28 protein-coding genes are annotated in these 23669 nt (G+C 60.5%); 16 read left to right on the forward strand and 12 right to left on the reverse strand.

Annotated features, from left to right (window positions below):
• Positions 1-120 precede the first annotated feature (120 nt).
• The 6 genes from pmbA to J3P79_RS04565 all read left to right on the forward strand — a co-directional run bounded on the left by pmbA (position 121) and on the right by J3P79_RS04565 (position 5381).
• Complete coding sequence (gene pmbA / locus J3P79_RS04540) at positions 121-1467, forward strand: metalloprotease PmbA (protein ID WP_434608476.1); 1347 nt, start codon at positions 121-123, stop codon at positions 1465-1467.
• Between the two features lie 147 nt (positions 1468-1614).
• Positions 1615-2010: a FagA protein gene (locus J3P79_RS04545; RefSeq protein WP_434608478.1), complete on the forward strand. Its 396-nt coding sequence runs from the start codon at positions 1615-1617 to the stop codon at positions 2008-2010.
• Entirely contained in the window at positions 2003-3379 is a 1377-nt protein-coding gene (locus tag J3P79_RS04550; protein WP_434608481.1) for a class II fumarate hydratase, read from the forward strand. Before J3P79_RS04545 ends, J3P79_RS04550 begins: the two co-directional genes overlap by 8 nt.
• A 27-nt stretch (positions 3380-3406) precedes the next feature.
• Complete coding sequence (locus tag J3P79_RS04555; protein ID WP_434608483.1) at positions 3407-3847, forward strand: hypothetical protein; 441 nt, start codon at positions 3407-3409, stop codon at positions 3845-3847.
• 1 nt (position 3848) lies between these two features.
• Positions 3849-4460, forward strand: a complete 612-nt coding sequence (locus J3P79_RS04560) for a superoxide dismutase (RefSeq protein ID WP_434608485.1) — start codon at positions 3849-3851, stop codon at positions 4458-4460.
• Between the two features lie 30 nt (positions 4461-4490).
• Positions 4491-5381: a ZIP family metal transporter gene (locus J3P79_RS04565; protein ID WP_434608487.1), complete on the forward strand. Its 891-nt coding sequence runs from the start codon at positions 4491-4493 to the stop codon at positions 5379-5381.
• 39 nt (positions 5382-5420) lie between these two features.
• On the opposite strand, the gene J3P79_RS04570 is transcribed toward J3P79_RS04565, so the two are convergent.
• The 10 genes from J3P79_RS04570 to J3P79_RS04615 form a co-directional block, all read right to left on the reverse strand.
• Positions 5421-5696, reverse strand: coding sequence for an HPr family phosphocarrier protein (locus tag J3P79_RS04570; protein ID WP_434608489.1), 276 nt, complete (start codon positions 5694-5696; stop codon positions 5421-5423).
• Between the two features lie 15 nt (positions 5697-5711).
• Positions 5712-6569, reverse strand: coding sequence for an RNase adapter RapZ (rapZ, locus tag J3P79_RS04575; RefSeq protein ID WP_434608491.1), 858 nt, complete (start codon positions 6567-6569; stop codon positions 5712-5714).
• Between the two features lie 2 nt (positions 6570-6571).
• On the reverse strand, positions 6572-7036 hold the full coding sequence (gene ptsN / locus J3P79_RS04580) for a PTS IIA-like nitrogen regulatory protein PtsN (protein ID WP_434608495.1): 465 nt from the start codon (positions 7034-7036) through the stop codon (positions 6572-6574).
• 12 nt (positions 7037-7048) lie between these two features.
• The gene (hpf, locus tag J3P79_RS04585) at positions 7049-7357 is read right to left on the reverse strand and encodes a ribosome hibernation-promoting factor, HPF/YfiA family (RefSeq protein WP_039592236.1); all 309 of its coding nucleotides are present in this window, start codon (positions 7355-7357) and stop codon (positions 7049-7051) included.
• Between the two features lie 76 nt (positions 7358-7433).
• Positions 7434-8933 (reverse strand): RNA polymerase factor sigma-54, encoded by a 1500-nt coding sequence (locus J3P79_RS04590; RefSeq protein ID WP_434608497.1) that lies wholly within the window; start codon positions 8931-8933, stop codon positions 7434-7436.
• Positions 8934-9096: 163 nt separating this feature from the next.
• Positions 9097-9822, reverse strand: a complete 726-nt coding sequence (gene lptB, locus J3P79_RS04595) for an LPS export ABC transporter ATP-binding protein (protein ID WP_039592234.1) — start codon at positions 9820-9822, stop codon at positions 9097-9099.
• Entirely contained in the window at positions 9822-10370 is a 549-nt protein-coding gene (gene lptA, locus J3P79_RS04600) for a lipopolysaccharide transport periplasmic protein LptA (protein WP_030139855.1), read from the reverse strand. The genes lptB and lptA overlap by 1 nt, the downstream gene beginning before the upstream one ends.
• A complete protein-coding gene (lptC, locus tag J3P79_RS04605; RefSeq protein WP_434608500.1) occupies positions 10357-10926 on the reverse strand; it encodes an LPS export ABC transporter periplasmic protein LptC in 570 nt (189 codons plus the stop codon). The genes lptA and lptC overlap by 14 nt, the downstream gene beginning before the upstream one ends.
• Positions 10927-10933: 7 nt before the next feature.
• Positions 10934-11458 (reverse strand): KdsC family phosphatase, encoded by a 525-nt coding sequence (locus J3P79_RS04610; RefSeq protein ID WP_434608502.1) that lies wholly within the window; start codon positions 11456-11458, stop codon positions 10934-10936.
• The gene (locus J3P79_RS04615; RefSeq protein WP_434608505.1) at positions 11458-12432 is read right to left on the reverse strand and encodes a KpsF/GutQ family sugar-phosphate isomerase; all 975 of its coding nucleotides are present in this window, start codon (positions 12430-12432) and stop codon (positions 11458-11460) included. The genes J3P79_RS04610 and J3P79_RS04615 overlap by 1 nt, the downstream gene beginning before the upstream one ends.
• 272 nt (positions 12433-12704) lie before the next feature.
• Between J3P79_RS04615 and J3P79_RS04620 the strand changes: the two genes are divergently transcribed.
• From J3P79_RS04620 to hisC, 10 genes are all read left to right on the forward strand, one after another.
• The gene (locus tag J3P79_RS04620) at positions 12705-13514 is read left to right on the forward strand and encodes an ATP-binding cassette domain-containing protein (protein ID WP_434608507.1); all 810 of its coding nucleotides are present in this window, start codon (positions 12705-12707) and stop codon (positions 13512-13514) included.
• Complete coding sequence (gene mlaE / locus J3P79_RS04625) at positions 13514-14311, forward strand: lipid asymmetry maintenance ABC transporter permease subunit MlaE (RefSeq protein WP_434608509.1); 798 nt, start codon at positions 13514-13516, stop codon at positions 14309-14311. The genes J3P79_RS04620 and mlaE overlap by 1 nt, the downstream gene beginning before the upstream one ends.
• Positions 14311-14778: an outer membrane lipid asymmetry maintenance protein MlaD gene (gene mlaD / locus J3P79_RS04630; protein WP_186613429.1), complete on the forward strand. Its 468-nt coding sequence runs from the start codon at positions 14311-14313 to the stop codon at positions 14776-14778. Before mlaE ends, mlaD begins: the two co-directional genes overlap by 1 nt.
• An 11-nt stretch (positions 14779-14789) precedes the next feature.
• Positions 14790-15443, forward strand: a complete 654-nt coding sequence (locus J3P79_RS04635; protein ID WP_434608511.1) for an MlaC/ttg2D family ABC transporter substrate-binding protein — start codon at positions 14790-14792, stop codon at positions 15441-15443.
• Positions 15440-15757, forward strand: a complete 318-nt coding sequence (locus J3P79_RS04640) for an STAS domain-containing protein (RefSeq protein WP_434608513.1) — start codon at positions 15440-15442, stop codon at positions 15755-15757. Before J3P79_RS04635 ends, J3P79_RS04640 begins: the two co-directional genes overlap by 4 nt.
• 134 nt (positions 15758-15891) lie before the next feature.
• Positions 15892-16131, forward strand: coding sequence for a BolA family protein (locus J3P79_RS04645; RefSeq protein WP_003221710.1), 240 nt, complete (start codon positions 15892-15894; stop codon positions 16129-16131).
• Positions 16132-16153: 22 nt separating this feature from the next.
• Positions 16154-17419, forward strand: a complete 1266-nt coding sequence (gene murA, locus J3P79_RS04650) for a UDP-N-acetylglucosamine 1-carboxyvinyltransferase (protein WP_434608516.1) — start codon at positions 16154-16156, stop codon at positions 17417-17419.
• Positions 17420-17546: 127 nt separating this feature from the next.
• On the forward strand, positions 17547-18182 hold the full coding sequence (hisG, locus tag J3P79_RS04655; RefSeq protein WP_434608517.1) for an ATP phosphoribosyltransferase: 636 nt from the start codon (positions 17547-17549) through the stop codon (positions 18180-18182).
• 123 nt (positions 18183-18305) lie between these two features.
• On the forward strand, positions 18306-19631 hold the full coding sequence (hisD, locus tag J3P79_RS04660) for a histidinol dehydrogenase (RefSeq protein WP_434608519.1): 1326 nt from the start codon (positions 18306-18308) through the stop codon (positions 19629-19631).
• Position 19632: 1 nt separating this feature from the next.
• Positions 19633-20685, forward strand: coding sequence for a histidinol-phosphate transaminase (gene hisC, locus J3P79_RS04665; RefSeq protein ID WP_434608520.1), 1053 nt, complete (start codon positions 19633-19635; stop codon positions 20683-20685).
• A gap of 62 nt (positions 20686-20747) precedes the next feature.
• Here hisC and J3P79_RS04670 read toward each other — a convergent pair whose 3' ends face one another.
• Both J3P79_RS04670 and J3P79_RS04675 read right to left on the reverse strand, forming a co-directional pair.
• Positions 20748-21467, reverse strand: coding sequence for a DUF4198 domain-containing protein (locus J3P79_RS04670; RefSeq protein ID WP_434608522.1), 720 nt, complete (start codon positions 21465-21467; stop codon positions 20748-20750).
• 10 nt (positions 21468-21477) lie between these two features.
• Positions 21478-23583 (reverse strand): TonB-dependent siderophore receptor, encoded by a 2106-nt coding sequence (locus J3P79_RS04675; protein ID WP_434608525.1) that lies wholly within the window; start codon positions 23581-23583, stop codon positions 21478-21480.
• Between the last annotated feature and the right edge of the window lie 86 nt (positions 23584-23669).

Genomic DNA, 23669 nt, shown 5'->3' on the forward strand with positions numbered 1-23669 from the left:
CAGTCGGGGGCCGCTTGTCCGGCCCGGTCGCTAGAAGGCCAAGGGTTTGTACGAAAAATCGCCGCGCAGGCCATTTGCGTTCGAACCGTTACCGAAAGCAGAATTTGAGTGGAGAACACCATGAGTGCAGTTCAAAGCGTCGGCCCGCAAGCATTGCCGGCACTGCAGGAACAAGTCGAGCAGATTCTCGCCGAGGCCAAGCGACAGGGGGCCAGCGCCTGTGAAGTGGCGGTATCGCTGGAGCAGGGACTGTCGACCTCGGTGCGCCAGCGCGAGGTGGAAACCGTTGAATTCAATCGCGACCAGGGTTTCGGAATTACCTTGTACGTAGGCCAGCGCAAGGGCTCGGCCAGCACTTCGGCCAGCGGGCCCGAGGCCATTCGCGAAACGGTGGCCGCGGCGCTGGCGATTGCCAAGCACACGTCCGAAGACGAAGCCTCGGGCTTGGCTGACGCCGCGCTGATGTGCAAGGAGCTGAAGGATTTTGACCTGTTCCACGCTTGGGAGATCACGCCCGAGCAGGCTATCGAACAGGCATTGCGCTGTGAGGCGGCGGCATTCGAGGCCGACAGCCGGATCAAGAACGCCGATGGTACGACGCTCAATACCCACCAGGGCTGCCGCGTCTATGGCAACAGCCATGGCTTTGTCGGCGGTTACGCATCGACCCGCCACAGCCTCAGTTGCGTGATGATCGCCGAGGCCGACGGGCAGATGCAGCGCGACTACTGGTACGACGTCAACCGCCAGGGCACCTTGCTGGCGGACCCGGTGAGCATCGGCCAGAAAGCCGCACAACGGGCAGCCAGTCGCCTGGGCGCACGGCCGGTACCGACCTGCGAAGTGCCGGTGCTGTTTTCTGCCGAACTGGCCGGTGGCTTGTTCGGCAGCTTCCTGTCGGCGGTGTCCGGCGGCAACCTGTACCGCAAGTCGTCGTTCCTCGAGGGCGCGCTGGGCCAGAAACTGTTCCCGGAATGGATGACCATCGACGAGCGACCACACTTGATGCAAGCCATGGGCAGTTCGGCGTTCGACGGCGATGGCTTGGCCACCTATGCCAAGCCGTTCGTGGAAAAAGGCGAGTTGGTGTCCTACATCCTCGGTACTTATTCGGGCCGCAAGCTGGGCATGCCAAGCACCGCCAATGCCGGCGGTGTACACAACCTGTTCGTTACCCATGGCGAAGAGGACCAGGCGGCACTGCTGCGGCGCATGGGCCGCGGCTTGTTGGTGACGGAACTGATGGGCCATGGCCTGAACATGGTCACAGGCGATTATTCCCGTGGCGCGGCGGGGTTCTGGGTCGAGAACGGCGAGATCCAGTTCCCGGTCCAGGAAGTCACCATTGCAGGGAACATGCGCGACATGTTCAAGCAAATCGTGGCGGTGGGGAATGATCTGGAGCTGCGCAGCAATATTCGCACTGGTTCGGTATTGATCGAACGGATGACCGTGGCGGGTAGCTAACACCTCAACGTATAAAACAAAGGCGCGTCATCCATCGAGGTGACGCGTTTTTTTTTGCCGGCAGATTTCCTTTGTACTTCTGTCTCGCTTGTTTTGCTTCTTATTATCATCTAATAATGAATCTCATTCGCCGAGCGGGACCCGGTCATGAGTGTTGCCCTGCACGAACAACCCTACCTTGAAAGCTGGCGCTGGATGAGTCGCCAGATCCGTTGCGCGACGAGTCCGGACGAGCCTCGGCTGATCGAGCATTACCTGGCCGAGGGCCGCTACCTTGCCTGCTGCACCGCCACTTCGCCGTGGATGATTTCCGAAACCGCCTTTCGCCTGCTCCTCGATACCGCCCGCGACGTCGCGCTGCCATGGCATTGGCGCAACCTGTGTCTCGATCAAGCCTGGCGTCCACTGCGCGATCTGGAGCAGCAGTCAAATTGCCGCTGCCGTCTCAGGCGTTGGCAAAGCTATGCCTGGGCACTGGCGACCTGCGCGCTGGAACCATCTATTTCCCTTACTGAACTGGAACAAGGATTCCCCGATGAGTAATACCCGTATCGAACGCGACAGCATGGGCGAACTCCAGGTGCCGGTGGCTGCGCTCTATGGCGCGCAGACCCAGCGTGCGGTGGATAACTTTCCTGTCAGTGGCCAGCGCATGCCGGCGCAGTTCATTCGCGCCCTGATCCTGGCCAAGGCCGCCGCCGCCAGGGCCAACGTAGAGTTGGGACAAGTCAGCGCGGCCCAAGGCAAGGCCATCGTCGATGCGGCCCAAGGCTTGCTGGAAGGCGACTTCATGGAACATTTCCCGGTAGATATTTTCCAGACCGGCTCCGGCACCAGTTCCAACATGAACGCCAACGAAGTGATCGCTACCCTCGCCAGTCGTCTGCTGGGAGAGCCGGTCAACCCGAACGATCACGTCAATTGCGGGCAGAGCAGCAACGACATCATCCCCACCAGTATTCACGTCAGCGCCGCGCTGGCCTTGCACGAGCAGTTGCTGCCGGCGCTGTCGCATCTGGTGCAGGTGATCGAGCGCAAGGCTGAAGAAGTCCATCCCTTCATCAAGACCGGCCGGACCCACCTGATGGATGCCATGCCGGTGCGCCTGAGCCAGGTGCTCGATGGGTGGGCGCAGCAGCTCAAGGCCAATATCGGTCATCTGCAGGACTTGCTGCCGAGCCTGCAATCCTTGGCCCAGGGCGGTACGGCGGTCGGCACTGGGGTCAACGCCCATCCACGCTTTGCCGAATTGTTCAGCCAACAACTGACGCAGTTGACCCAGGTGCAATTTACGCCGGGAACGAATCTATTCGCGCTGATCGGCTCCCAGGACACCGCCGTGGCGGTTTCCGGACAGCTCAAGACCACGGCCGTGTCGCTGATGAAAATTGCCAACGACCTGCGCTGGATGAATTCCGGGCCGCTGGCGGGCCTGGGCGAGATCGAGCTTGAAGGCTTGCAGCCGGGCTCCTCGATCATGCCCGGCAAGGTCAACCCGGTCATTCCTGAGGCCACGGCGATGGTGGCGGCCCAGGTGATCGGCAACGACACGGTGATCACCCTCGCTGGCCAGTCGGGAAATTTCGAACTCAACGTGATGCTGCCGATCATTGCCCAGAACCTGTTGAGCAGCATCACCTTGATGTCCACCGCGAGCCGGTTGCTGGCGGACAAGGCCATCGCCACGTTCAAGGTCAACGACGCCAGGCTCAAGGAGGCGCTGTCGCGTAACCCGATCCTGGTCACGGCGCTGAATCCGATCATCGGTTACCAGAAAGCCGCTGAAATCGCCAAGAAGGCTTATCAGCAAGGTCGCCCGGTCATCGATGTCGCCCTGGAGCACACCGACCTGACGCGCGCCGAGCTTGAGGTCCTGCTGGACCCCGAGAAACTCACCGCCGGGGGTGTGTGACCCCGACACTCATGTGGAGGACCCATCATGGAGCACTGGAAACGTACGATCGAGCGTGCCAATCGCTGTTTCATGCAAGGCGATTTGGTCGATGCTCGCGAAGCCTACCTGCAAGCGCTGGCGTTGGCGCAGGTGTTATTCGAGCGCTGGGCGGACGCGGATGAAGCCGTGGCGGCTTGTGTCGTGTCCCACCACAACCTGGCGGACCTGCACCTGCGCTTGAATCAGCCGGAGGAGAGCGCGGAGTACCTGTGCGCGATCCACCAGCGCCTGCTGACGACCCTGCAGGACGAACGCCTGGCCCCGGCCCTGCGTGCCGCTGCGATGCGCCAGAGCCACAAGACCTATGTCGAATTGTTGAATTTCATCAGCGAGCACGGCGAATACCCACGCACCCACCGCTTGCTCCACGGCGATGCCGCTTCAACCCGGCATCGCGACACCCCTCTTCATTACGGAGTCCATTGAAATGGCTTTTACCCTGCCTGCGTTGCCCTATGCCTACGATGCCCTGGAACCGCACATCGATGCGAAAACCATGGAAATCCACTACACCAAGCATCACCAGACGTACATCAACAACCTCAACGCGGCGGTGGAGGGCACCGAGTACGCCGATTGGCCCGTCGAGCAACTGGTGGCCAGCGTTGAGCAGCTTCCGCAGGCGTTCCAAGCTGCGGTGATCAACCAGGGCGGCGGCCATGCGAACCATTCATTGTTCTGGGAGGTGATGGCGCCCACCGGTGGTGGCCAGCCGGACGGCGCACTGGCGGCGGCGATCGAAGCGCAGCTGGGCGGCATCGAGCGATTCAAGGAAGCCTTCACTAAAGCCGCCTTGAGCCGTTTTGGCAGCGGCTGGGCCTGGTTGAGCGTAACCCCGCAAAAAACCTTGGTTGTTGAAAGCAGTGGCAACCAGGACAGCCCCTTGATGAGTGGCAACACGCCGATACTCGGCCTGGATGTGTGGGAGCACGCTTATTACCTGCTGTACCAGAACCGTCGCCCCGATTACATCAACGCGTTCTACAACGTGATCAATTGGCCAGAAGTTGCACGACGCTACCAGGCAGCGGTCGCTTGAGTCCCTACTAAGTACAATCCAAGGCTGATTATGGACACTGAAACTCTGGCAATAGGTGGCGGGCGCATGTTCCGCTACGCCTTGGGATCGCTGCTGCTGTTGGCCGGGATGACATTGCTGGTGGCGCAGGGACTGGCGTGGCTGGATCTGGAGCCGAAGTTGCTGCGTGCATTGCAAGGTGGCGGGCTTTGCGCCTTGGGCACCGCGCTGGGGGCGGTGCCGGTCCTGGTGATCCGGCGCATGCCCCAGGCCGTAAGCGATTCGCTGCTGGGGTTCGGTGCCGGGGTGATGCTCGCCGCCACGGCTTTCTCGCTGATCGTGCCGGGAATAGCCGCCGCCGAGCAGTTGGGGCTCACGCCTTGGGCTGCCAGCGGCCTTATCTGTTTTGGCATTCTTTCAGGGGCGTTCGGGCTGTATCTGGTGGACCGCAAGGTGTCGGCCAGCCCCGAAAGGCTGATCGCCGCGCCAGGACGCCCGATCATTGCGCCGCGGATCTGGTTGTTTGTCTTCGCCATCATTGCCCATAACATCCCTGAAGGAATGGCCGTTGGCGTCTCGGCGGGCGGCGGCATGCCGGACGCCGACAGCCTGGCGATGGGCATCGCCTTGCAGGACGTCCCGGAAGGGCTGGTGATCGCGCTGGTGCTTGCGGCTGCGGGAATGTCACGTGTCAGGGCTTTTATGATCGGCGCCGCGTCAGGGCTGGTCGAGCCGGTGTTCGCGCTGCTGTGCGCCTGGCTGGTCAGCCTGGCCGAGGTGCTGTTGCCGCTTGGACTGGCGTTGGCCGCAGGGGCGATGTTGCTGGTGGTGACCCATGAAGTGATCCCCGAATCTCGCCGCAATGGTCATGAGAAGCTGGCGAGCCTGGGATTGCTGGTGGGTTTTTGTCTGATGATGGTGATGGATACGGCGTTGGGGTGACAAGCGGTCCCTTCGCCGAAGTGCTCCAGTGCCGGGCGGTTACTCGCCTTCATCGAAATAGTTGTTGATCAACGCCACCAAGGCATCCATCGCTTCTTGCTCTTGTTCACCTTCAGTGCTCAGGTGGATCTTGGTGCCTTTGCCTGCGGCGAGCATCATCATCGCCATGATGCTTTTACCATCGACGGTGGTCTCAGGGTCGCGCCCGACCCTGATCGTGACATCCGGAAACTGACCCGCCACACCGACGAATTTCGCTGACGCTCGGGCATGCAGACCCAGCTTGTTGATGATTTCAATTTCCCGAGCAGGCATCGCGGTGTGAATCCTTTAGCTGAGGTCGCGGTGGCGAACCTGGACGTTCTTCAGGGATTGTTGCAGGAGCTGACCCAGGCGTTCGGTCAGGTAGACGGAGCGGTGATGTCCACCGGTACAGCCTATGGCGATCGTGACGTAGGCGCGGTTGCTCGCGGCAAAGCGGGGCAGCCATTTGAGCAGGTAGCTGGAGATGTCCTGGAACATCTCCTCGACATCCGGCTGGGCAGCCAGGTAATCGATCACCGGTTGGTCCAGCCCGGACTGCTCGCGCAGTTCCGGCTTCCAATAAGGGTTGGGCAGGCAGCGGACATCGAATACCAGGTCGGCGTCCACCGGCATACCGCGCTTGAAACCGAACGATTCGACGAGGAAGGCGGTACCCGGTTCCGGCTGGTTCAACAGGCGCAACTTGATGGTGTCGCGCAGTTGATACAGGTTCAGGTTCGTGGTGTTGAGCTTGAGGTCCGCCAGGTCCGCGATGGGGCCCAGCAGTTGGCTTTCGTCATGGATGGCTTCAGCCAGGGAGCGGCTGGCATTGCTCAGCGGATGACGTCGACGGGTTTCGGAGAAGCGCTTGAGCAAAGTTTCTTCATCGGCATCCAGGTACAGCACGTCGCACTGGATATGCCGGTTGCGCACTTCCTCGAGCAGTTCGGGGAATCGCGACAGATGGCTGGGCAGGTTACGGGCATCGATGGACACGGCGACCAGCGGTTGCGCCAGTTCGGTGTGGATCAGGGCGCGCTCGGCCAATTCCGGAAGCAGGCCTGCCGGCAAATTATCGATGCAATAGTAGCCGTTGTCCTCGAGCACATTGAGGGCGGTACTTTTACCGGAGCCGGAGCGGCCACTGACGATGATCATGCGCATGTTTAATGACCGCTCTGCTCGTCCAGGACAACCTGATACAAAGCTTCGTTACTCGGTGCGCTGCGCAGTTTTTCACGCACTTCCTTGCGGTCCAGCATGCTGGCGATCTGGCGCAGCAGCTCGAGGTGCGCATCGGTTGCCGCTTCCGGAACCAGCAATACGAACAGCAGGTCGACCGGCGCGCCGTCGATGGCGTCGAAATCTATGGGGGCTTCAAGGTGCAGCAGCGCGCTGATCGGCGCTTCACAGCCCTTGAGGCGGCAATGGGGAATAGCGATGCCGTTGCCAAAACCGGTGGAACCGAGTTTTTCACGGGCAATGAGGGCCTCGAAGACATCCTGCATCACCAGATCAGGCACCTCGCGGTGGATCAGGTTGGCGATTTGTTCGAGGGCTTTCTTTTTACTGCCACCCGGCGCGTTCACTTGGGAACGGCCGGGGGTCAGGATGGTTTCTAGTCGGATCATGGATTGGGGGGGTTAACGACCGGTTGCGCCCTGGAGGAGGCTCTGGGTCTTTTCCTTATGCTTTTTGAGTTGGCGATCCAGCTTGTCGGTCAGCAGGTCAATCGCGGCATACATGTCTGAATGCTCTGCGTTGGCAACCACTTCTCCGCCGGGAATATGCAGCGTGGCTTCGATTTTCTGCAGCAGCTTTTCGACGTTCATCGTGACTTGCACATTGGTGATCTTGTCGAAATGCCTTTCCAATCGGTCGAGTTTTTCGCCGATGTAGGTGCGCAGGGGTTCGGTCACTTCCAGTTGGTGTCCACTGATGTTGACTTGCATACAGCTTCTCCTTCGTTGCCAGTGCATAAAGCGGCAGGCTGGGTTGCCTGCCACTGGAACGCTGTGGCGTGGCCCGTTACATCAACCGCTTGCGTTCGCTCGAAGGTGCGATCCCGAGGGATTCGCGGTATTTGGCGACGGTACGGCGGGCCACCTGAATGCCTTGTGCCTCCAGTAAACCAGCGATCTTGCTGTCACTCAACGGCTTTTTCTGATTTTCCGCGGCGACCAGTTTTTTGATGATCGCGCGGATGGCCGTGGACGAGCATTCGCCGCCTTCGGAGGTGCTGACATGGCTGGAGAAAAAGTATTTCAATTCATAGATGCCCCGCGGGGTATGCATGAATTTCTGGGTAGTGACGCGTGAAATCGTCGATTCGTGCATGCCCACCGCCTCGGCAATGTCATGCAGGACCAACGGTTTCATCGCTTCGTCGCCATACTCCAGGAAGCCGCGCTGATGCTCTACGATCTGGGTGGCAACCTTCATCAGGGTTTCGTTGCGGCTCTGCAGGCTCTTGATGAACCAGCGCGCCTCCTGCAATTGGTTGCGCATGAAAGTATTGTCGGCGCTGGTGTCGGCACGTTTCACGAAGCCGGCGTACTGGGCATTGACGCGCAGCTTGGGCACCGACTCCTGGTTGAGCTCCACCAGCCAACGATCGTTGTGCTTGCGCACGATCACGTCGGGAACCACATATTCGGGTTCGGTGGATTCGATCTGCGAGCCGGGGCGCGGATTGAGGCTTTGCACCAACTCGATGACCTGGCGCAGCTCATCTTCCTTGAGCTTCATGCGGCGCATCAGTTGGCTGTAGTCGCGGCCGCCCAACAGGTCGATGTAATCGGTGACCAAGCGCTTGGCTTCAGTCAGCCAAGGGGTCTTGGCGGGCAGTTGGCGCAATTGCAGCAACAGGCACTCGCCCAGGTTGCGAGCGCCGATGCCCGCGGGTTCGAACTGCTGGATGCGGTGAAGGACGGCTTCGATTTCGTCCAGCTCGATGTCGAGCTCGGGGTCGAATGCTTCGAGAATTTCTTCCAGCGTCTCGTCCAGGTAGCCCTGATTGTTGATGCAATCGATCAGGGTCACGGCGATCAGGCGATCGGTATCGGACATCGGCGCCAGGTTCAATTGCCAGAGCAGATGACTCTGCAGGCTCTCGCCGGCGGAAGTGCGGGTGGTGAAATCCCATTCGTCGTCGTCGCCGCTGCTCGGCAAGCTGCTCGCGCTGGTCTGATAGACGTCTTCCCACGCAGTGTCCACGGGCAGGTCGTTGGGAATGCGCTCGTTCCATTCACCATCTTCGAGGTTATCCACCGTAGGGGCGGCTTCCTGCTGGTAGGACGGTTCCTGGATCTCGGGGGTGGTTTTCTGTTCGACGTTGTCGGCCAGTGGATCGGTGTTGTCGAAGTCGTCGCCTTCTTCCTGGCGCTCGAGCATCGGATTGGATTCCAAGGCCTCCTGGATTTCCTGTTGCAGATCCAGGGTCGACAATTGGAGCAGGCGGATGGCCTGTTGCAGCTGCGGTGTCATCGTCAGCTGCTGGCCCATTCTCAAGACTAGCGATGGTTTCATGGCAGGGGCTAAACACCTTATTTGCCGGCGCACATGCGCCATCCACTACAGGGCGCCGGAGCGCCAAACTTAAGCAAATTATATGCCTGAAACCGAGGTGTTTGCCTAGGGCGTCGTCACAATAAAATTGGCAACGCCCGGACGATTCGCCAGGCACTTGCGCTTACAGGCGGAACTCATGACCCAGATAAACTTCCTTCACCAGTTCGTTGGCCAGGATGGTGGCGGAGTCACCTTCGGCAATCAACTGGCCATCGTTGACGATATAGGCAGTTTCGCAGATATCCAGTGTTTCGCGAACGTTGTGGTCGGTGATCAACACGCCGATCCCCTTGGCCTTGAGGTGGTGGATGATCTGCTTGATGTCGCCGACCGAAATCGGGTCCACGCCGGCGAAGGGTTCGTCGAGTAGAATGAATTTCGGCGCGGTGGCCAGGGCGCGGGCGATTTCCACGCGACGACGTTCACCGCCGGACAGGCTCATGCCGAGGTTGTCGCGAATGTGGCTGATATGGAATTCCTGCAGCAGGCTTTCCAGCTCCTGGCGACGACCGGCCTTGTCGAGCTCCTTGCGGGTCTCGAGAATCGCCATGATGTTGTCGGCAACCGACAGTTTGCGGAAGATCGACGCTTCTTGTGGCAGATAGCCGATGCCAGCCCTTGCCCGGCCGTGCATCGGCTGGTGGCTCACGTCCAGGTCGTCGATCAGTACGCGACCCTGATCGGACTGGACCAGGCCGACGATCATGTAGAAACAGGTTGTCTTGCCGGCGCCGTTGGGGCCGAGCAAGCCGACGATCTGGCCGCTGTCGATGGACAGGCTGACATCGCGCACAACCTGGCGGCTCTTGTAGCTCTTGGCCAGGTGCTGGGCTTTCAGAGTTGCCATTACTGGGCCTTCTGCTCGTCGGTTTTCTTTTTCGGCTGGATCACCATGTCGATGCGCGGACGCGCCTCGGTGACCTTGCTGCCAGTGGCGCGACCGGCGCTGGCCAGTTTCTTGACCGTGTCGTAGACGATTTTCTCGCCTTGGGTCACGTTGTTGTCCTTGTCGACGACCTTGGCGCGATCGATCAATACAACTCGGTCCTGGGCGGCGTGATACTGGATGGTGACACCGTAGCCTTGCACGGGCTTGGTGTCGCCTGCGGTTTGCAGTTGTTCGAAGTAGGCCAGGTTGCCCACCGAAGTCACTACGTCGATGTCGCCGGATTGGGTGCGGGTGATGGTCACGGTGTTGCCGGTCACCTTCATCGAGCCCTGGGTAATGATCACATCACCCTTATAGGTGGCGACACCGTTCTTGTCGTCCAGTTGCGCGTCGTCGGCCTGGATACGGATAGGCTGGTCGCGGTCGTTGGGAAGGGCCCAGGCGCTCGCGCTTCCCAGTGCTGCGCCCAGACTGAGCAAAATAGGGAGGGTTTTAGCGAGCTTCATACTGTCCTCTTACTTTCGATAGCAGGTGTATCCTGCTTTCCTTCAAATACGCCTTCATTCCCGTGCCGGTCGATACGCCGCCAGCGCCGTCGATTCTAACGGGTTGCTCGGTCTGCGCATATTCTCGTTGCGGGAAGACCGTCATGCGACTGGTGGTGATGAGGGTCGTACGGTTTTTTTCGTCGGTCCGGGTGATGCGCACCGAGTCGATCAGTTCGACTTCGGTGCCGCCGGGATTGACCTCGGCGCGCTCGCTCTGGACATGCCATGGGAATTCGGTGCCCCGGAACATGTTCAGGTCCGGTTTGGTGACCAGCGTGATATCAGTCGCCTTTACGTGATCGACCTTGTCGGACGTCATTTCGTACTGCAGTTTGCCGTCGGGCAAGTATTGCAGGGTATGCGTATTGGTTGCGTACCAGTCGATGTTTTCCTCGACCTTGGGCGCCGGCTGGTCCAGGAAGCGTTCCGGGCTGATGTTCCAATAGCCCACCGCGGCGAAAATCGCCGCAATACAGCCGAACACCAGGAGGGTGCGAATCTTCTTGCTTAGCATAAATGGCTCACAGGTATGCGGCGTTGGCCGCTTCGAGGTGGCCCTGGGCACGCAGGATCAGTTCACAGAATTCGCGGGCTGCGCCTTCGCCGCCCTTTGCCGTGGTGACGCCATGGGCATGCTCGCGCACGAACGCCGCGGCGTTGGCCACGGCCATGCCCAGGCCGACCCGGCGGATGACCGGCAGGTCTGGCAGGTCGTCACCCAGGTAGGCGACCTGTTCATAGCTTAGATTGAGTTGGCCAAGGAGCTCGTCCAGAACCACCAGTTTGTCTTCGCGGCCCTGGTAAAGGTGCGGGATGCCGAGATTCTTCGCCCGCCGCTCCACCACCGGGGTCTTGCGACCACTGATAATGGCGGTCTGCACGCCTGAGGCCATCAGCATCTTGATGCCTTGGCCGTCGAGCGTGTTGAAGGTCTTGAATTCGCTTCCGTCTTCGAGGAAGTACAGGCGGCCGTCGGTGAGTACACCGTCGACGTCGAATACGGCGAGCTTGATTGTCTTGCCCCGTTGCAGCAGGTCGGTCGTCATTACATTACTCCAGCACGCAGCAGGTCGGAGAGGTTGAAGGCGCCGACCGGGCGGTCGTCGTCATCCACCACTACCAGTGCGTTGATCCTGTGGTCTTCCATGATTTTAAGGGCTTCGGCGGCCAGCATGTCGGCACGGGCGGTCTTGCCGTGAACGGTCATGACTGCATCGATGGTTGCGTTGCGGATATCGATCGCGCGGTCGAGGGTGCGGCGCAGGTCACCGTCAGTGAAGATCCCGGCCAGCTTGCCGTCGGCTTCGAGAATTACGGTCATGCCCAAGCCTTTGCGCGTCATTTCCATCAGCGCATCCTTGAGCAGTGTGCCGCGTTGGACCTGCGGCAGCTCTTCGCCGGAGTGCATCACGTTTTCGACTTTCAGTAGCAGGCGACGGCCCAGCGCGCCGCCGGGATGGGAAAAGGCGAAATCCTCGGCGGTGAAGCCACGGGCTTCCAGCAGGGCCACGGCCAGGGCATCGCCCATGACCAGGGCTGCGGTGGTGGACGAGGTCGGGGCCAGGTTCAGCGGGCAGGCTTCGTGTTCGACATGAACATTGAGGTTCACCTCGGCGGCCTTGGCCAGCGGGGAGTCCGGGTTGCCGGTGATGCTGATCATCTGGATGCCCAGGCGCTTGATCAGTGGCAGCAACGTGAGGATTTCGTTGGTCGAGCCGGAGTTGGACAGGGCCAGGATGACGTCGTCCCGGGTAATCATGCCCATGTCGCCGTGGCTGGCCTCGGCCGGGTGGACGAAAAAGGCCGTCGTGCCTGTGCTGGCCAGCGTCGCGGCAATCTTGTTGCCGATATGGCCTGACTTGCCCATGCCGACCACGACCACGCGGCCCTTGCTGGCCAGAATCATCTCGCAGGCGCGTACGAAATCAGCGTCGATATGGGCCAGCAAGCCTTGTACGGCTTCGAGCTCGAGGCGGATGGTACGTTGTGCCGATTGAATCAGGTCGCTGGATTGGCTCATGTCAGATCGTATAGCCCGATGAAAAGGCGGCGATTATAGCGGCAATGATCGATTCCCTCACGCTAGTTCGTCACGCTTTGTTCGAACGGTTGCAAGGTTGGACACAAAATGTGCTGATTTACCTTAAGCCAGGCTTAACGGGCGGGGGGTTGGCCTTGGGCGCCTGGCGGTTGCAGTGATATAGTTCGCCGCCGATTCGTGTGCTCGGCGGTTCCGGCGTTAGCCGGTTGGCCTGGGCATTCGGATATGAGGCTGCATCGCAAGGAGTTTAGATGAGTGCCGACAACGCCTACGCGGTCGAGCTGAAGGGACTGTCCTTCAAGCGAGGGACGCGCAGCATTTTCAATAACATCGATATTCGCATCCCGCGTGGCAAGGTGACCGGCATCATGGGGCCTTCCGGGTGTGGAAAGACCACGCTCCTGCGGCTGATGGGGGCACAACTGCGCCCCAGTGCCGGCGAAGTCTGGGTCAATGGCCAGAACCTTCCAGAGCTTTCGCGCAGCGATCTGTTCGATGCGCGCAAGCACATGGGCGTCCTGTTCCAGAGCGGTGCGCTGTTCACCGACCTCGATGTGTTCGAGAACGTGGCGTTTCCCCTGCGTGTCCATACCGAACTGCCGGAAGAGATGATCCGCGACATTGTCTTGCTGAAATTGCAGGCAGTCGGGCTGCGTGGCGCCCTGGACCTGATGCCGGACGAGCTTTCCGGCGGCATGAAGCGTCGCGTGGCGTTGGCTCGGGCGATTGCCCTCGATCCGAAGATCCTCATGTACGACGAGCCTTTCGTTGGCCAGGATCCCATTGCCATGGGTGTGCTCGTGCGGCTGATCCGCCTGCTCAACGATGCGTTGGGCATCACCAGCATCGTGGTGTCCCATGACCTGGCCGAAACCGCGAGCATCGCCGACTACATCTATGTCGTCGGCGATGGCCAGGTGCTGGGGCAGGGCACGCCCCAGGAACTGAAGGATTCGGACAACCCACGCATCCGCCAATTCATGAAAGGTGATCCGGACGGTCCGGTGGAGTTCCATTTTCCGGCCACGGATTACCGTACCGATCTGCTGGGGAAGCGCTGATGCGCAAGAAACCATTAATAGAAAGAATCCGCCTGTTCGGCCGTTCCGGCATCGACGTGCTGGCCGTGCTGGGGCGTTCCACGCTGTTCCTGATGCACGCGTTGCTCGGACGCAATTCGACCGGAGGCGGTTTTAGCCTATTGGTCAAGCAATTGCATTCGGTGGGGGTGATGTCCCTGGTGATCATCGTTGTCTCGGGCATCTTCATCGGCATGGTACTGGCGCTCCAGGGCTTCAGCATCCTGTCCAGCTATGGGTCGGAGCAGGCAGTCGGGCAAATGGTCGCGCTGACATTGCTGCGCGAGCTCGGGCCGGTGGTAACGGCGCTGCTGTTCGCCGGACGAGCCGGATCGGCGCTGACAGCCGAGATCGGCAACATGAAGTCCACCGAGCAGTTGTCCAGCCTGGAAATGATCGGTGTCGACCCGCTCAAGTACATCATTGCCCCACGCCTGTGGGCCGGCTTCATTTCGCTGCCGGTGCTGGCAATGATCTTCAGCGTCGTGGGGATCTGGGGCGGCTCCTGGGTAGCCGTCGATTGGCTGGGGGTCTATGAGGGTTCCTACTGGTCCAACATGCAGAACAGCGTCGACTTTCTCGATGATGTGCTCAACGGCGTGATCAAGAGTGCCGTATTCGCTTTCGTGGTCACCTGGATCGCCGTTTTTCAAGGTTATGACTGTGAGCCCACGTCAGAGGGGATCAGCCGTGCCACAACCAAGACCGTGGTCTACGCCTCGCTGGCCGTCCTGGGCCTTGACTTTATTCTGACCGCCTTGATGTTTGGAGATTTCTGATGCAAAACCGCACCCTGGAAATCGGTGTCGGCCTTTTCTTGCTGGCTGGCATCCTGGCTTTGCTGCTGCTGGCCTTGCGGGTCAGTGGCCTGGCGCCGACCGCGAGCACCGACACCTATAAACTTTATGCTTACTTCGACAATATTGCCGGTTTGACGGTCAGAGCCAAGGTAACCATGGCCGGTGTCACCATCGGCAAGGTCACGGCAATCGATCTGGACCGCGACAGTTTTACCGGTCGGGTGACGCTGCAGCTGGAAAAACGCGTGGATAACCTGCCGACCGACTCCACTGCATCTATCCTCACGGCTGGGCTGTTGGGTGAGAAATACATCGGTATCAGCGTGGGTGGGGAAGATAGCTTGCTCAAGGACGGCGGGACCATCCACGACACGCAATCGTCGCTGGTGCTAGAAGACCTGATCGGTAAATTCCTGCTCAATACCGTTAGCAAAGACGCCAAATGAGGAGCTTTTGAATGATCTCTATCCTGCGACGCAGCCTGCTGGTCCTGCTGGCGGCCCTGCCGCTGATGGGCAATGCCGTGGCGGCGCCTTCGGCGCACGACATCATCCAGGACACGACGACCCGACTGCTGGCGGACCTTGCCGCCAATAAAGAGAAGTACAAGCAGGATCCGGGTGCGTTCTACGACGCACTGAATGGAATCGTCGGCCCGGTCGTGGATGCCGACGGCATTTCCAGGAGCATCATGACCGTCAAGTATTCGCGCAAGGCCACCCCGGCGCAGATGACCCGCTTCCAGGAAAATTTCAAGCGCAGCCTGATGCAGTTCTATGGCAACGCCTTGCTTGAATACAACAACCAGGGCATCACCGTTTCCCCGGCCAAGGATGAGAGCGGCAACCGCACCAGCGTCGACATGCAGGTCAAGGGCAACAACGGCGCTGTCTATCCCGTGTCCTACACACTCGAGAAAATCAACGGCGAGTGGAAGGTACGCAACGTGATCATCAATGGCATCAACATCGGCAAGCTGTTCCGCGATCAGTTCGCCGACGCGATGCAGCGCAATGGCAACGACTTGGACAAAACCATCGACGGTTGGGCCGGCGAAGTCGCCAAGGCCAAGGAAGTAACCGAAGAAGCCAAAGAGAAGCAGGAACAATGAGCGAGCCGGTGAATGACTCGACCGTTCGCCTGGGCGAGTCTGGCGAGTTGCTGCTCAGTGGCGTGCTGGATTACCGCACTGGTCCGGGCTTGCGCAAGCAGGGCCAGGCGTTGATCAAGTCCGCGAAGGGCGCCGAGTTGGTCATTGACTGCTCTGCCGTGGAAAAGTCCAGTAGCGTCGGCCTATCCCTGTTGTTGTGCTTCATGCGCGACGCCAAGGCCGCCGGCAAGACGTGGAGCATCCGCGCAATGCCCGAGGATATGCGTGAAATAGCTCAGGTCAGCGAATTGACCGAGGTGTTGGAGCAGCCCTGACCCTCGCCCCGGTGATACGGCAAGCGAGGTGGGCAACGTTACTCGTCTAAGTCCTGCGTCGCGGGGTTCGCAGGCGCGGGGCTTTTTTGTATGATGTGCGACCCGTGCGCACAGGGCGCCGATTGAGGTTGAGCATGCAGGCTGTAGAAGTGAAGAGCTTCCTTGAAGGAAAGCTGCCCGGTACGCAGGTGGAAGTTGAAGGCGAAGGCTGCAACTTCCAGTTGAATGTGATCAGCGATGAACTGGCGGCGTTGAGCCCGGTGAAGCGTCAGCAGAGCATCTATGCCCATTTGAACCCATGGATCGCCGATGGCAGCATCCACGCGGTCACTATGAAATTTTTCAGCCGCGCGGCCTGGGCCGAGCGCACCTGAGCCCAAGGGCGTCGAGATTCTTATGGATAAATTGATTATTACCGGCGGCGTTCGTCTTGATGGCGAAATCCGTATCTCCGGGGCAAAGAACTCCGCGCTGCCGATCCTGGCCGCGACCCTGCTGTGCGATGGCCCGGTGACCGTGGCCAACCTGCCGCACCTGCACGACATCACCACGATGATCGAGCTGTTCGGCCGCATGGGCATCGAGCCTGTGATCGACGAGAAGCTCGCCGTCGAAATCGACCCACGTACCATCAAGACCCTGATCGCACCGTACGAGCTGGTGAAGACCATGCGTGCGTCGATCCTGGTGCTGGGCCCGATGGTTGCCCGTTTCGGTGAAGCCGAAGTGGCATTGCCTGGTGGTTGCGCCATCGGTTCGCGTCCGGTGGATCTGCACATCCGTGGCCTGGAAGCCATGGGCGCGATCATCGATGTCGAGGGCGGCTACATCAAGGCCAAGGCCCCTGAAGGCGGCCTGCGTGGCGCGCACTTCTTCTTCGATACCGTCAGCGTGACCGGTACCGAGAACATCATGATGGCTGCGGCACTGGCCAAGGGCCGCAGCGTACTGCAGAACGCCGCCCGCGAGCCTGAAGTGGTGGACCTGGCGAACTTCCTGATCGCCATGGGCGCCAAGATCAGCGGTGCCGGCACCGACACCATCACCATCGATGGCGTCGAGCGCCTGCACTCGGCCACTTATAAAGTGATGCCGGACCGTATTGAAACAGGCACCTACCTGGTTGCCGCCGCCGTCACCGGTGGCCGCGTCAAGGTCAAGGACACCGATCCGACGATTCTCGAAGCTGTCCTGGAAAAACTCAAGGAAGCCGGTGCGCAAGTCACCTGCGGCGAAGACTGGATCGAAGTGAACATGCACGGCAAGCGGCCCAAAGCCGTCAACGTGCGGACCGCTCCGTACCCGGCGTTCCCGACCGACATGCAGGCGCAGTTCATCTCCCTCAACGCCATTGCCGAAGGCACGGGCGCGGTGATCGAGACGATCTTCGAAAACCGCTTCATGCACGTCTACGAGCTGCACCGCATGGGCGCCAAGATCCAGGTCGAAGGCAACACGGCCATCGTCACCGGCACCGAGAAACTCAAGGGCGCGCCAGTCATGGCAACCGACCTGCGGGCCTCGGCCAGCCTGGTGATTTCGGCCTTGGTCGCCGAAGGCGACACCCTGATCGACCGCATCTATCACATCGACCGTGGCTACGAGTGCATCGAAGAGAAGCTGCAGATGCTCGGCGCCAAGATCCGCCGCGTACCGGGCTAGTTCCGCTGCATGGGCACAAGGATGTGCCTGATGAATTGCTTCAGATCGAGGGTGGTTTCACCCTCGATGTGTGTCCGGCGCCGCTTGCGACCGGGCATGAGTACCTTGATAAGGACTGACGTTTCCCATGTTGACCATCGCACTGTCCAAGGGCCGTATCCTTGACGACACCCTGCCGCTTCTGGCTGAAGCAGGCATCGTGCCGACCGAGAATCCGGACAAGAGCCGCAAGCTGATCATCCCCACGACCCAGGCCGACGTGCGCTTGTTGATCGTGCGCGCCACCGATGTGCCGACTTACGTGGAGCATGGCGCCGCCGACCTGGGTGTTGCCGGCAAGGACGTGCTGATGGAATACGGCGGCCAGGGCTTGTATGAGCCGCTGGACCTGCGGATCGCCCGCTGCAAGCTGATGACGGCTGGCAAGGTCGGCGCAGCCGAGCCCAAGGGGCGCCTGCGTGTCGCGACCAAGTTCGTCAACGTCGCCAAGCGTTACTACGCCGAGCAAGGCCGCCAGGTCGATATCATCAAGCTTTATGGCTCGATGGAGCTGGCGCCGCTGATAGGCCTGGCGGACAAGATCATCGACGTGGTCGACACCGGCAACACACTGCGTGCCAATGGCCTGGAACCCCAGGACTTCATCGCCGACATCACCTCCCGGCTGATCGTCAACAAGGCTTCGATGAAAATGCAGCACGCCCGTATCCAGGCACTGATCGATACCCTGCGCAAGGCAGTGGAATCGCGACACTGCGGCTGATTCACCTGCGCGACTTCGCGTCGCGCCCGTCTATCCGCGTCATAGCCAATTTTCTCAGGTGCCCACGCGAATGGACTGGTAGCTTAGGGCGCCTGAGCATTTGCCATTAATGAGGCCCTCGCTATGACCGCTCCCACCTCGATTCGCCGACTCAACGCTGCCGATCCGGATTTTGCACATCATCTGGACCATCTGCTGAGCTGGGAGAGTGTGTCCGACGACTCGGTCAATCAGCGGGTGCTGGATATCATCAAGGCCGTGCGCGAGCGTGGCGATGCCGCCCTGGTGGAATTCACCCAGAAGTTCGACGGCCTGCAAGTGGCGTCGATGGCCGACTTGATCCTGCCGCGCGAGCGCCTGGAGCTGGCCTTGACCCGCATCACAGTGCCCCAGCGTGAAGCCCTGGAAAAAGCCGCGTCCCGCGTGCGCAGCTACCACGAACGGCAGAAACAGGACTCCTGGACCTACACCGAGGCCGACGGCACGGTACTCGGCCAGAAAGTCACGCCGCTGGACCGCGCCGGCCTCTATGTGCCGGGTGGCAAGGCTTCCTATCCTTCCTCTGTGTTGATGAACGCGATTCCGGCCAAGGTCGCTGGTGTGACCGAAGTGGTCATGGTCGTCCCGACCCCGCGCGGGGAGATCAACGAACTGGTGCTGGCCGCGGCCTGCATTGCCGGTGTGGACCGGGTGTTCACCATCGGCGGTGCCCAGGCCGTGGCGGCGTTGGCCTATGGCACTGAAAGCGTGCCGCGGGTGGACAAGGTGGTCGGCCCGGGCAACATCTATGTCGCCACCGCCAAGCGCCACGTATTTGGCCAGGTCGGTATCGACATGATCGCCGGCCCTTCGGAAATCCTCGTGGTGTGCGACGGCCAGACCGACCCGGACTGGATCGCCATGGACCTGTTTTCCCAAGCCGAGCACGACGAAGATGCCCAGGCGATCCTGGTCAGCCCGGACGCCGAGTTTCTCGACAAGGTTGCCGCCAGCATCGACAAATTGCTGCCAACCATGGACCGTGCCGAAATCATCAACACCTCGATCAATGGCCGAGGTGCGCTGATCAAGGTCGATGACATGGAGCAGGCCATCGAAGTCGCCAACCGCATTGCGCCGGAGCACTTGGAACTGTCAGTCGCGGACCCACAAGCCTGGCTGCCGAAGATCCGCCATGCCGGCGCGATCTTCATGGGCCGTCACACCTGCGAGGCGCTGGGCGACTATTGCGCCGGGCCGAATCACGTACTTCCAACCTCCGGCACTGCGCGCTTCTCGTCGCCGCTGGGGGTCTATGACTTCCAGAAACGCTCCTCGATCATTTTCTGCTCGGAGCAGGGCGCGTCCGAACTGGGCAAGACCGCCTCGGTGCTGGCCCGTGGCGAATCGCTGAGCGCCCACGCCCGCAGCGCCGAGTACCGCATCAAAGACGAACAGAAGGGGAACTGAAATGAGTAGATTCTGGAGCCCGTTCGTCAAGGACCTGGTGCCGTATGTGCCCGGCGAACAGCCGAAGCTGACCCGCCTGGTCAAGCTCAACACCAACGAGAATCCCTACGGCCCATCGCCCAAGGCCCTTGCGGCGATGCAGACCGAACTCAATGACAATCTGCGCCTGTATCCGGACCCCAACAGCGACTTGCTGAAAAGCGCCGTCGCCCGGTATTACGGTGTGCAAACCAACCAGGTTTTCCTGGGCAACGGTTCGGACGAAGTGTTGGCGCACATCTTCCACGGTCTGCTTCAGCACGACCAGCCGGTGTTGTTCCCGGACATCAGCTACAGCTTTTACCCAGTCTATTGCGGGCTGTATGGCATCCAGTTCGACGCGGTGCCACTGGATGAACAGTTCCGGATCGACCCGGCGGATTATGCCAAGCCGAACGGCGGGATCATTTTCCCCAACCCGAACGCGCCGACTGGCTGCCTGCTGGCGCTGGAAGCGGTCGAGCAGATCCTCAAGGCCAGCCCGGATTCGGTGGTGGTGGTCGACGAGGCTTATATCGACTTCGGCGGCGAGACGGCCATCAGCCTGGTGGATCGCTACCCGAACCTGCTAGTGACGCAAACGCTGTCCAAGTCTCGCTCGCTGGCGGGACTGCGCGTGGGCCTGGCGGTGGGCCATGCGGACTTGATCGAAGCGTTGGAGCGGATCAAGAACAGCTTCAACTCCTATCCGTTGGATCGCCTGGCAAATGTCGGCGGCGCGGCGGCGTTCGATGATCGCGAGTATTTCGACCGCACCTGCCGGTTGGTGATCGAGCATCGCGAATGGGTGGTGGCACGATTGGAGGCCAAGGGCTTTGAAGTGCTGCCGTCGGCGGCCAACTTCATCTTCGCCCGCCACCCTCGGCACGACGCGGCGGGGCTGGCGGCGAAGCTGCGTGAGCAAGGCGTGATCGTGCGGCACTTCAAGCAGGAGCGCATCGCGCAGTTCCTGCGGATCAGCATTGGCACGCCGGAGCAGAACCAGGCGCTGATCGAGGCCCTGGGCGAACTCTAGACCTTTGCATCAGACCCAATGAGGGAGCGGGCAATCCCGCTTCCACATTGTAATAACCGGTTTTACTCGTGATGCTCTTCACCGAGGAACGTCAGAGAAGTAAACACCCCGCGCGTCGCGACATCTTTATTATCCTTGAGCGGGATTTCCATCTGCGCGGCGATCACGTTCAGACCCTCATTGCGCACCAGTACCTTGGCTCGGCCTTCGGCATCGGTTTCGGTGCTCACAGTGCCCGGCGCGCTACGATAGTCCCCCACCAATTTCACGCCTGCGGCAGGTTTGCCGTCGAGCAGCACCTGCACCGGCAACGACTGCCCGGGACCGATGGTCAGCGGGTCGACTTGCGGCACGATCACGAACTTGACCTGATCCAGCTTCGGCAGCTTCGCCCCCGGCTCATAGATCGCCAGGCTGTACTTGAAAGTCTGAGTCGATTCGATCGCACCTGGCACTTTGCTGCGGCCTTCATTGATCCATTTCTTGTCGGTGGTCTGTGACCACATGCCGTTGTCGAGTGCGACCGCCAGTACGGCTGGTGGCTTGAGAGGTTGCAGGCGGGCGTGGTCCGACAAGCGTTCCACGGTGACGGGGATCATGTTGCCGCCCAAGTCATAGGCCCAGGCACCACTGATTTTCTTCGCCTTGAAGGCGTTGTCCTCGGCGCCGTGACCGTAGATCACTTCGATGTTGCCGCGTCGTTGTTCCGTCCACAGGCCATGGGCCGAAGCCTGGGTGGCCAGGAACAGGCCGAGCAGGGCGAAGGTCTTGGGGTATTTCATGCTGACTTCCTTATAGATCGAGGGTGAGGCTGACAGTGAAGTTGCGCGGGTCGCCGGGAATGACCCAGTAATTGCTGTAGGAGCGTTCGTAGTATTTTTCGTCGAAAACGTTGTTCAGGTTCAGGCCCACGGTGACGGTGTCGCTAGCCTTGTAGTGGGCGAGCAGGTCTACGGTGTGGTAGGCAGGCAGTTCGAAGTCCTTGCCCGCTTCGCCTGAGCGATCGCCCACGTAAGTGAACGCCGCGCCGACATCCGAGCCGCGCAAACGCCCATCCTGGAACTCGTAGACCCCTAGCAGGCTGCCGCTGCGCTTGGCGACGCCAAGGATCCGGCTGCCCGTGGGGATGACCTCGTCGCCCTTGGTCACTTCGGCGTCGATATAGGCAAAGGCGCCAATCACCCGCACCGCGTCAGTGAGCTGGCCGGTCATCTGCAGGTCGATGCCCTGGCTACGGGCCTTGCCCACGGCGCGACTGAAATCGGTCCCGGCCACCGGGCTGAGGACGTTTTCCTTCTCGATATGGAAGGCCGCGAGGGTAGTGCTCAGGCGGTCGTCGAACAGTTCGCTCTTGACCCCGACTTCATAGCCAACCCCTTCCTCAGGGTCGAAAGTCTTGCCGTCGGCGTCCAGGCCATTGTTGGGTTTGAACGAGGTGGAGGCATTGGCGAACAGCCCGACTTGCGGCGTCAGTTGGTACAACAAACCGGCGCGTTGCGTCAGGGTGTCGTGGCGTTGGCGGCTGGTCACGTCGTTGACGTGGTTGTCGATGCTTTGCTCGAAGTGTTCGTAGCGCACGCCGAGCAGGCCGCGCAACTTGTCGGTGAAGATGATCTGGTCCTGGAGATTCACGGCTCTGCTTTTGACACGCTCGAAGAAATCCGTGCCGGAGCGCGTGCCGTTGGGTTTTGGCTGGCCGTAGACCGGGTCGTAGATATCGATCGGATAAGCGCCGCCAGCGATGGTCGTTACGCGCTCGTTCTTGCGGTAGTCCTCGTATTCCGTGCCGATCAACAGTTCGTGCCGCCAGGGACCGAGATCGAACAGCCCGCGCAGCTCAAGTTGGCTAATGCTGTCGTGCCAATTGTTGTCGCGCTCGCGATAGCGGCGGTTCACCGTGTGGCCATCGGCGTTCAATGGCCGCGCCTCGGAAGCGAATCCCCAGAGTTCACCCTGCTTGTAGTGGCTGGCCAGGCGTAACTGCCAGGCATCGTTGAGCTGATGCTCGAGGGCAGCCTGGAGCATGTTGTTGTGGTTATCGATGTCCCCGTCGTTGGGTTCGCCCAGGAACGTCGAACGGGAAACGCCACTCCAGCGATTGTTCGGGGCGACGATGCCACGGTCGAACGTCGAGCTGTGGCGCACAATTTCGCTTTCCACCAGCAAGCGGGTGTCCGGGTTCAGTTGCCAACTGATGGAGGGCGCGACGAAGACGCGCTTGCTGCCGACATGATCGCGAAAGCTATTGTTGTCCTCGACCGCCAGGTTAACCCGAGACAGCACATTGCCTTCGGTGTCCAGCGGCGTATTGACGTCCAGCGCGGTTCGGTAGCGGTCCCAGCTTCCGGCGCTGGTTTGCAACGTGGTGAACGCTTCGGGCTGGGGTTTCTTGGTGACAATGTTGACCGTGCCGCCGGGATCGCCGCGGCCATAAAGGCTGGCCGCCGGGCCTTTCAACACCTCGATACGCTCGATATTGGCGGCATCCGGCGTGCTCGGGTAGCCGCGGTTGGCGCTGAAGCCGTCCTTGTAGAATTCCGACGTTGTAAAACCCCGAACGCTGTATTCGTAAAGCGTAAGGCCGCCGAAGTTGTTCTGCTTCGATACGCCACCGGCATATTCCAGGGCTCGTTCGACGTGGGTGCTGCCCAGATCCTTGAGCACGGTGGCGGGGATGACGCTGATCGATTGCGGGACGTCGCGCAAAGCCGTGTCAGTCTTGGTGGCGCTGACGGAGCGGGTCGCCCGATAGCCCGAGACGGGGCCGGTGGCGGATTCGTAGTCGGACGTGACGTTGATGGCGTCCAGCTCCAAGGGCTGGATTTCTTCGGCGAAGGTTGGATCGCCGAGTAGCCCCAGGGCGAGGCTGGCAACGGAAATCCGTTTCAGAGATGACATGTTATGTTGTTCCAATTTTTAGTATTGAAACAATATAACACTACTAATGAGAATTTATGCTATTGCTATTTTCCAGGAAGAAATTG

Origin of the sequence: Pseudomonas sp. R1-7, from assembly GCF_051132105.1 — a bacterium.
Lineage (GTDB): Bacteria > Pseudomonadota > Gammaproteobacteria > Pseudomonadales > Pseudomonadaceae > Aquipseudomonas.

Bases quoted from the DNA above. Each gene is read 5' to 3' on its own strand.
- J3P79_RS04640 (WP_434608513.1), top strand. From the start codon at position 15,440: ATGAGCGAGCCGGTGAATGACTCGACCGTTCGCCTGGGCGAGTCTGGC.
- lptB (WP_039592234.1), bottom strand. From the start codon at position 9,822: ATGGCAACTCTGAAAGCCCAGCACCTGGCCAAGAGCTACAAGAGCCGC.
- mlaD (WP_186613429.1), top strand. From the start codon at position 14,311: ATGCAAAACCGCACCCTGGAAATCGGTGTCGGCCTTTTCTTGCTGGCT.
- J3P79_RS04615 (WP_434608505.1), bottom strand. From the start codon at position 12,432: ATGAGCCAATCCAGCGACCTGATTCAATCGGCACAACGTACCATCCGC.
- J3P79_RS04675 (WP_434608525.1), bottom strand. From the start codon at position 23,583: ATGTCATCTCTGAAACGGATTTCCGTTGCCAGCCTCGCCCTGGGGCTA.
- hpf (WP_039592236.1), bottom strand. From the start codon at position 7,357: ATGCAAGTCAACATCAGTGGACACCAACTGGAAGTGACCGAACCCCTG.
- murA (WP_434608516.1), top strand. From the start codon at position 16,154: ATGGATAAATTGATTATTACCGGCGGCGTTCGTCTTGATGGCGAAATC.
- J3P79_RS04635 (WP_434608511.1), top strand. From the start codon at position 14,790: ATGATCTCTATCCTGCGACGCAGCCTGCTGGTCCTGCTGGCGGCCCTG.
- J3P79_RS04610 (WP_434608502.1), bottom strand. From the start codon at position 11,458: ATGACGACCGACCTGCTGCAACGGGGCAAGACAATCAAGCTCGCCGTA.
- J3P79_RS04555 (WP_434608483.1), top strand. From the start codon at position 3,407: ATGGAGCACTGGAAACGTACGATCGAGCGTGCCAATCGCTGTTTCATG.
- lptC (WP_434608500.1), bottom strand. From the start codon at position 10,926: ATGCTAAGCAAGAAGATTCGCACCCTCCTGGTGTTCGGCTGTATTGCG.
- mlaE (WP_434608509.1), top strand. From the start codon at position 13,514: ATGCGCAAGAAACCATTAATAGAAAGAATCCGCCTGTTCGGCCGTTCC.
- J3P79_RS04620 (WP_434608507.1), top strand. From the start codon at position 12,705: ATGAGTGCCGACAACGCCTACGCGGTCGAGCTGAAGGGACTGTCCTTC.
- pmbA (WP_434608476.1), top strand. From the start codon at position 121: ATGAGTGCAGTTCAAAGCGTCGGCCCGCAAGCATTGCCGGCACTGCAG.
- J3P79_RS04590 (WP_434608497.1), bottom strand. From the start codon at position 8,933: ATGAAACCATCGCTAGTCTTGAGAATGGGCCAGCAGCTGACGATGACA.
- hisG (WP_434608517.1), top strand. From the start codon at position 17,547: ATGTTGACCATCGCACTGTCCAAGGGCCGTATCCTTGACGACACCCTG.
- J3P79_RS04545 (WP_434608478.1), top strand. From the start codon at position 1,615: ATGAGTGTTGCCCTGCACGAACAACCCTACCTTGAAAGCTGGCGCTGG.
- J3P79_RS04645 (WP_003221710.1), top strand. From the start codon at position 15,892: ATGCAGGCTGTAGAAGTGAAGAGCTTCCTTGAAGGAAAGCTGCCCGGT.
- J3P79_RS04670 (WP_434608522.1), bottom strand. From the start codon at position 21,467: ATGAAATACCCCAAGACCTTCGCCCTGCTCGGCCTGTTCCTGGCCACC.
- J3P79_RS04560 (WP_434608485.1), top strand. From the start codon at position 3,849: ATGGCTTTTACCCTGCCTGCGTTGCCCTATGCCTACGATGCCCTGGAA.
- rapZ (WP_434608491.1), bottom strand. From the start codon at position 6,569: ATGCGCATGATCATCGTCAGTGGCCGCTCCGGCTCCGGTAAAAGTACC.
- ptsN (WP_434608495.1), bottom strand. From the start codon at position 7,036: ATGATCCGACTAGAAACCATCCTGACCCCCGGCCGTTCCCAAGTGAAC.
- hisD (WP_434608519.1), top strand. From the start codon at position 18,306: ATGACCGCTCCCACCTCGATTCGCCGACTCAACGCTGCCGATCCGGAT.
- hisC (WP_434608520.1), top strand. From the start codon at position 19,633: ATGAGTAGATTCTGGAGCCCGTTCGTCAAGGACCTGGTGCCGTATGTG.
- J3P79_RS04570 (WP_434608489.1), bottom strand. From the start codon at position 5,696: ATGCCTGCTCGGGAAATTGAAATCATCAACAAGCTGGGTCTGCATGCC.
- lptA (WP_030139855.1), bottom strand. From the start codon at position 10,370: ATGAAGCTCGCTAAAACCCTCCCTATTTTGCTCAGTCTGGGCGCAGCA.
- J3P79_RS04565 (WP_434608487.1), top strand. From the start codon at position 4,491: ATGGACACTGAAACTCTGGCAATAGGTGGCGGGCGCATGTTCCGCTAC.
- J3P79_RS04550 (WP_434608481.1), top strand. From the start codon at position 2,003: ATGAGTAATACCCGTATCGAACGCGACAGCATGGGCGAACTCCAGGTG.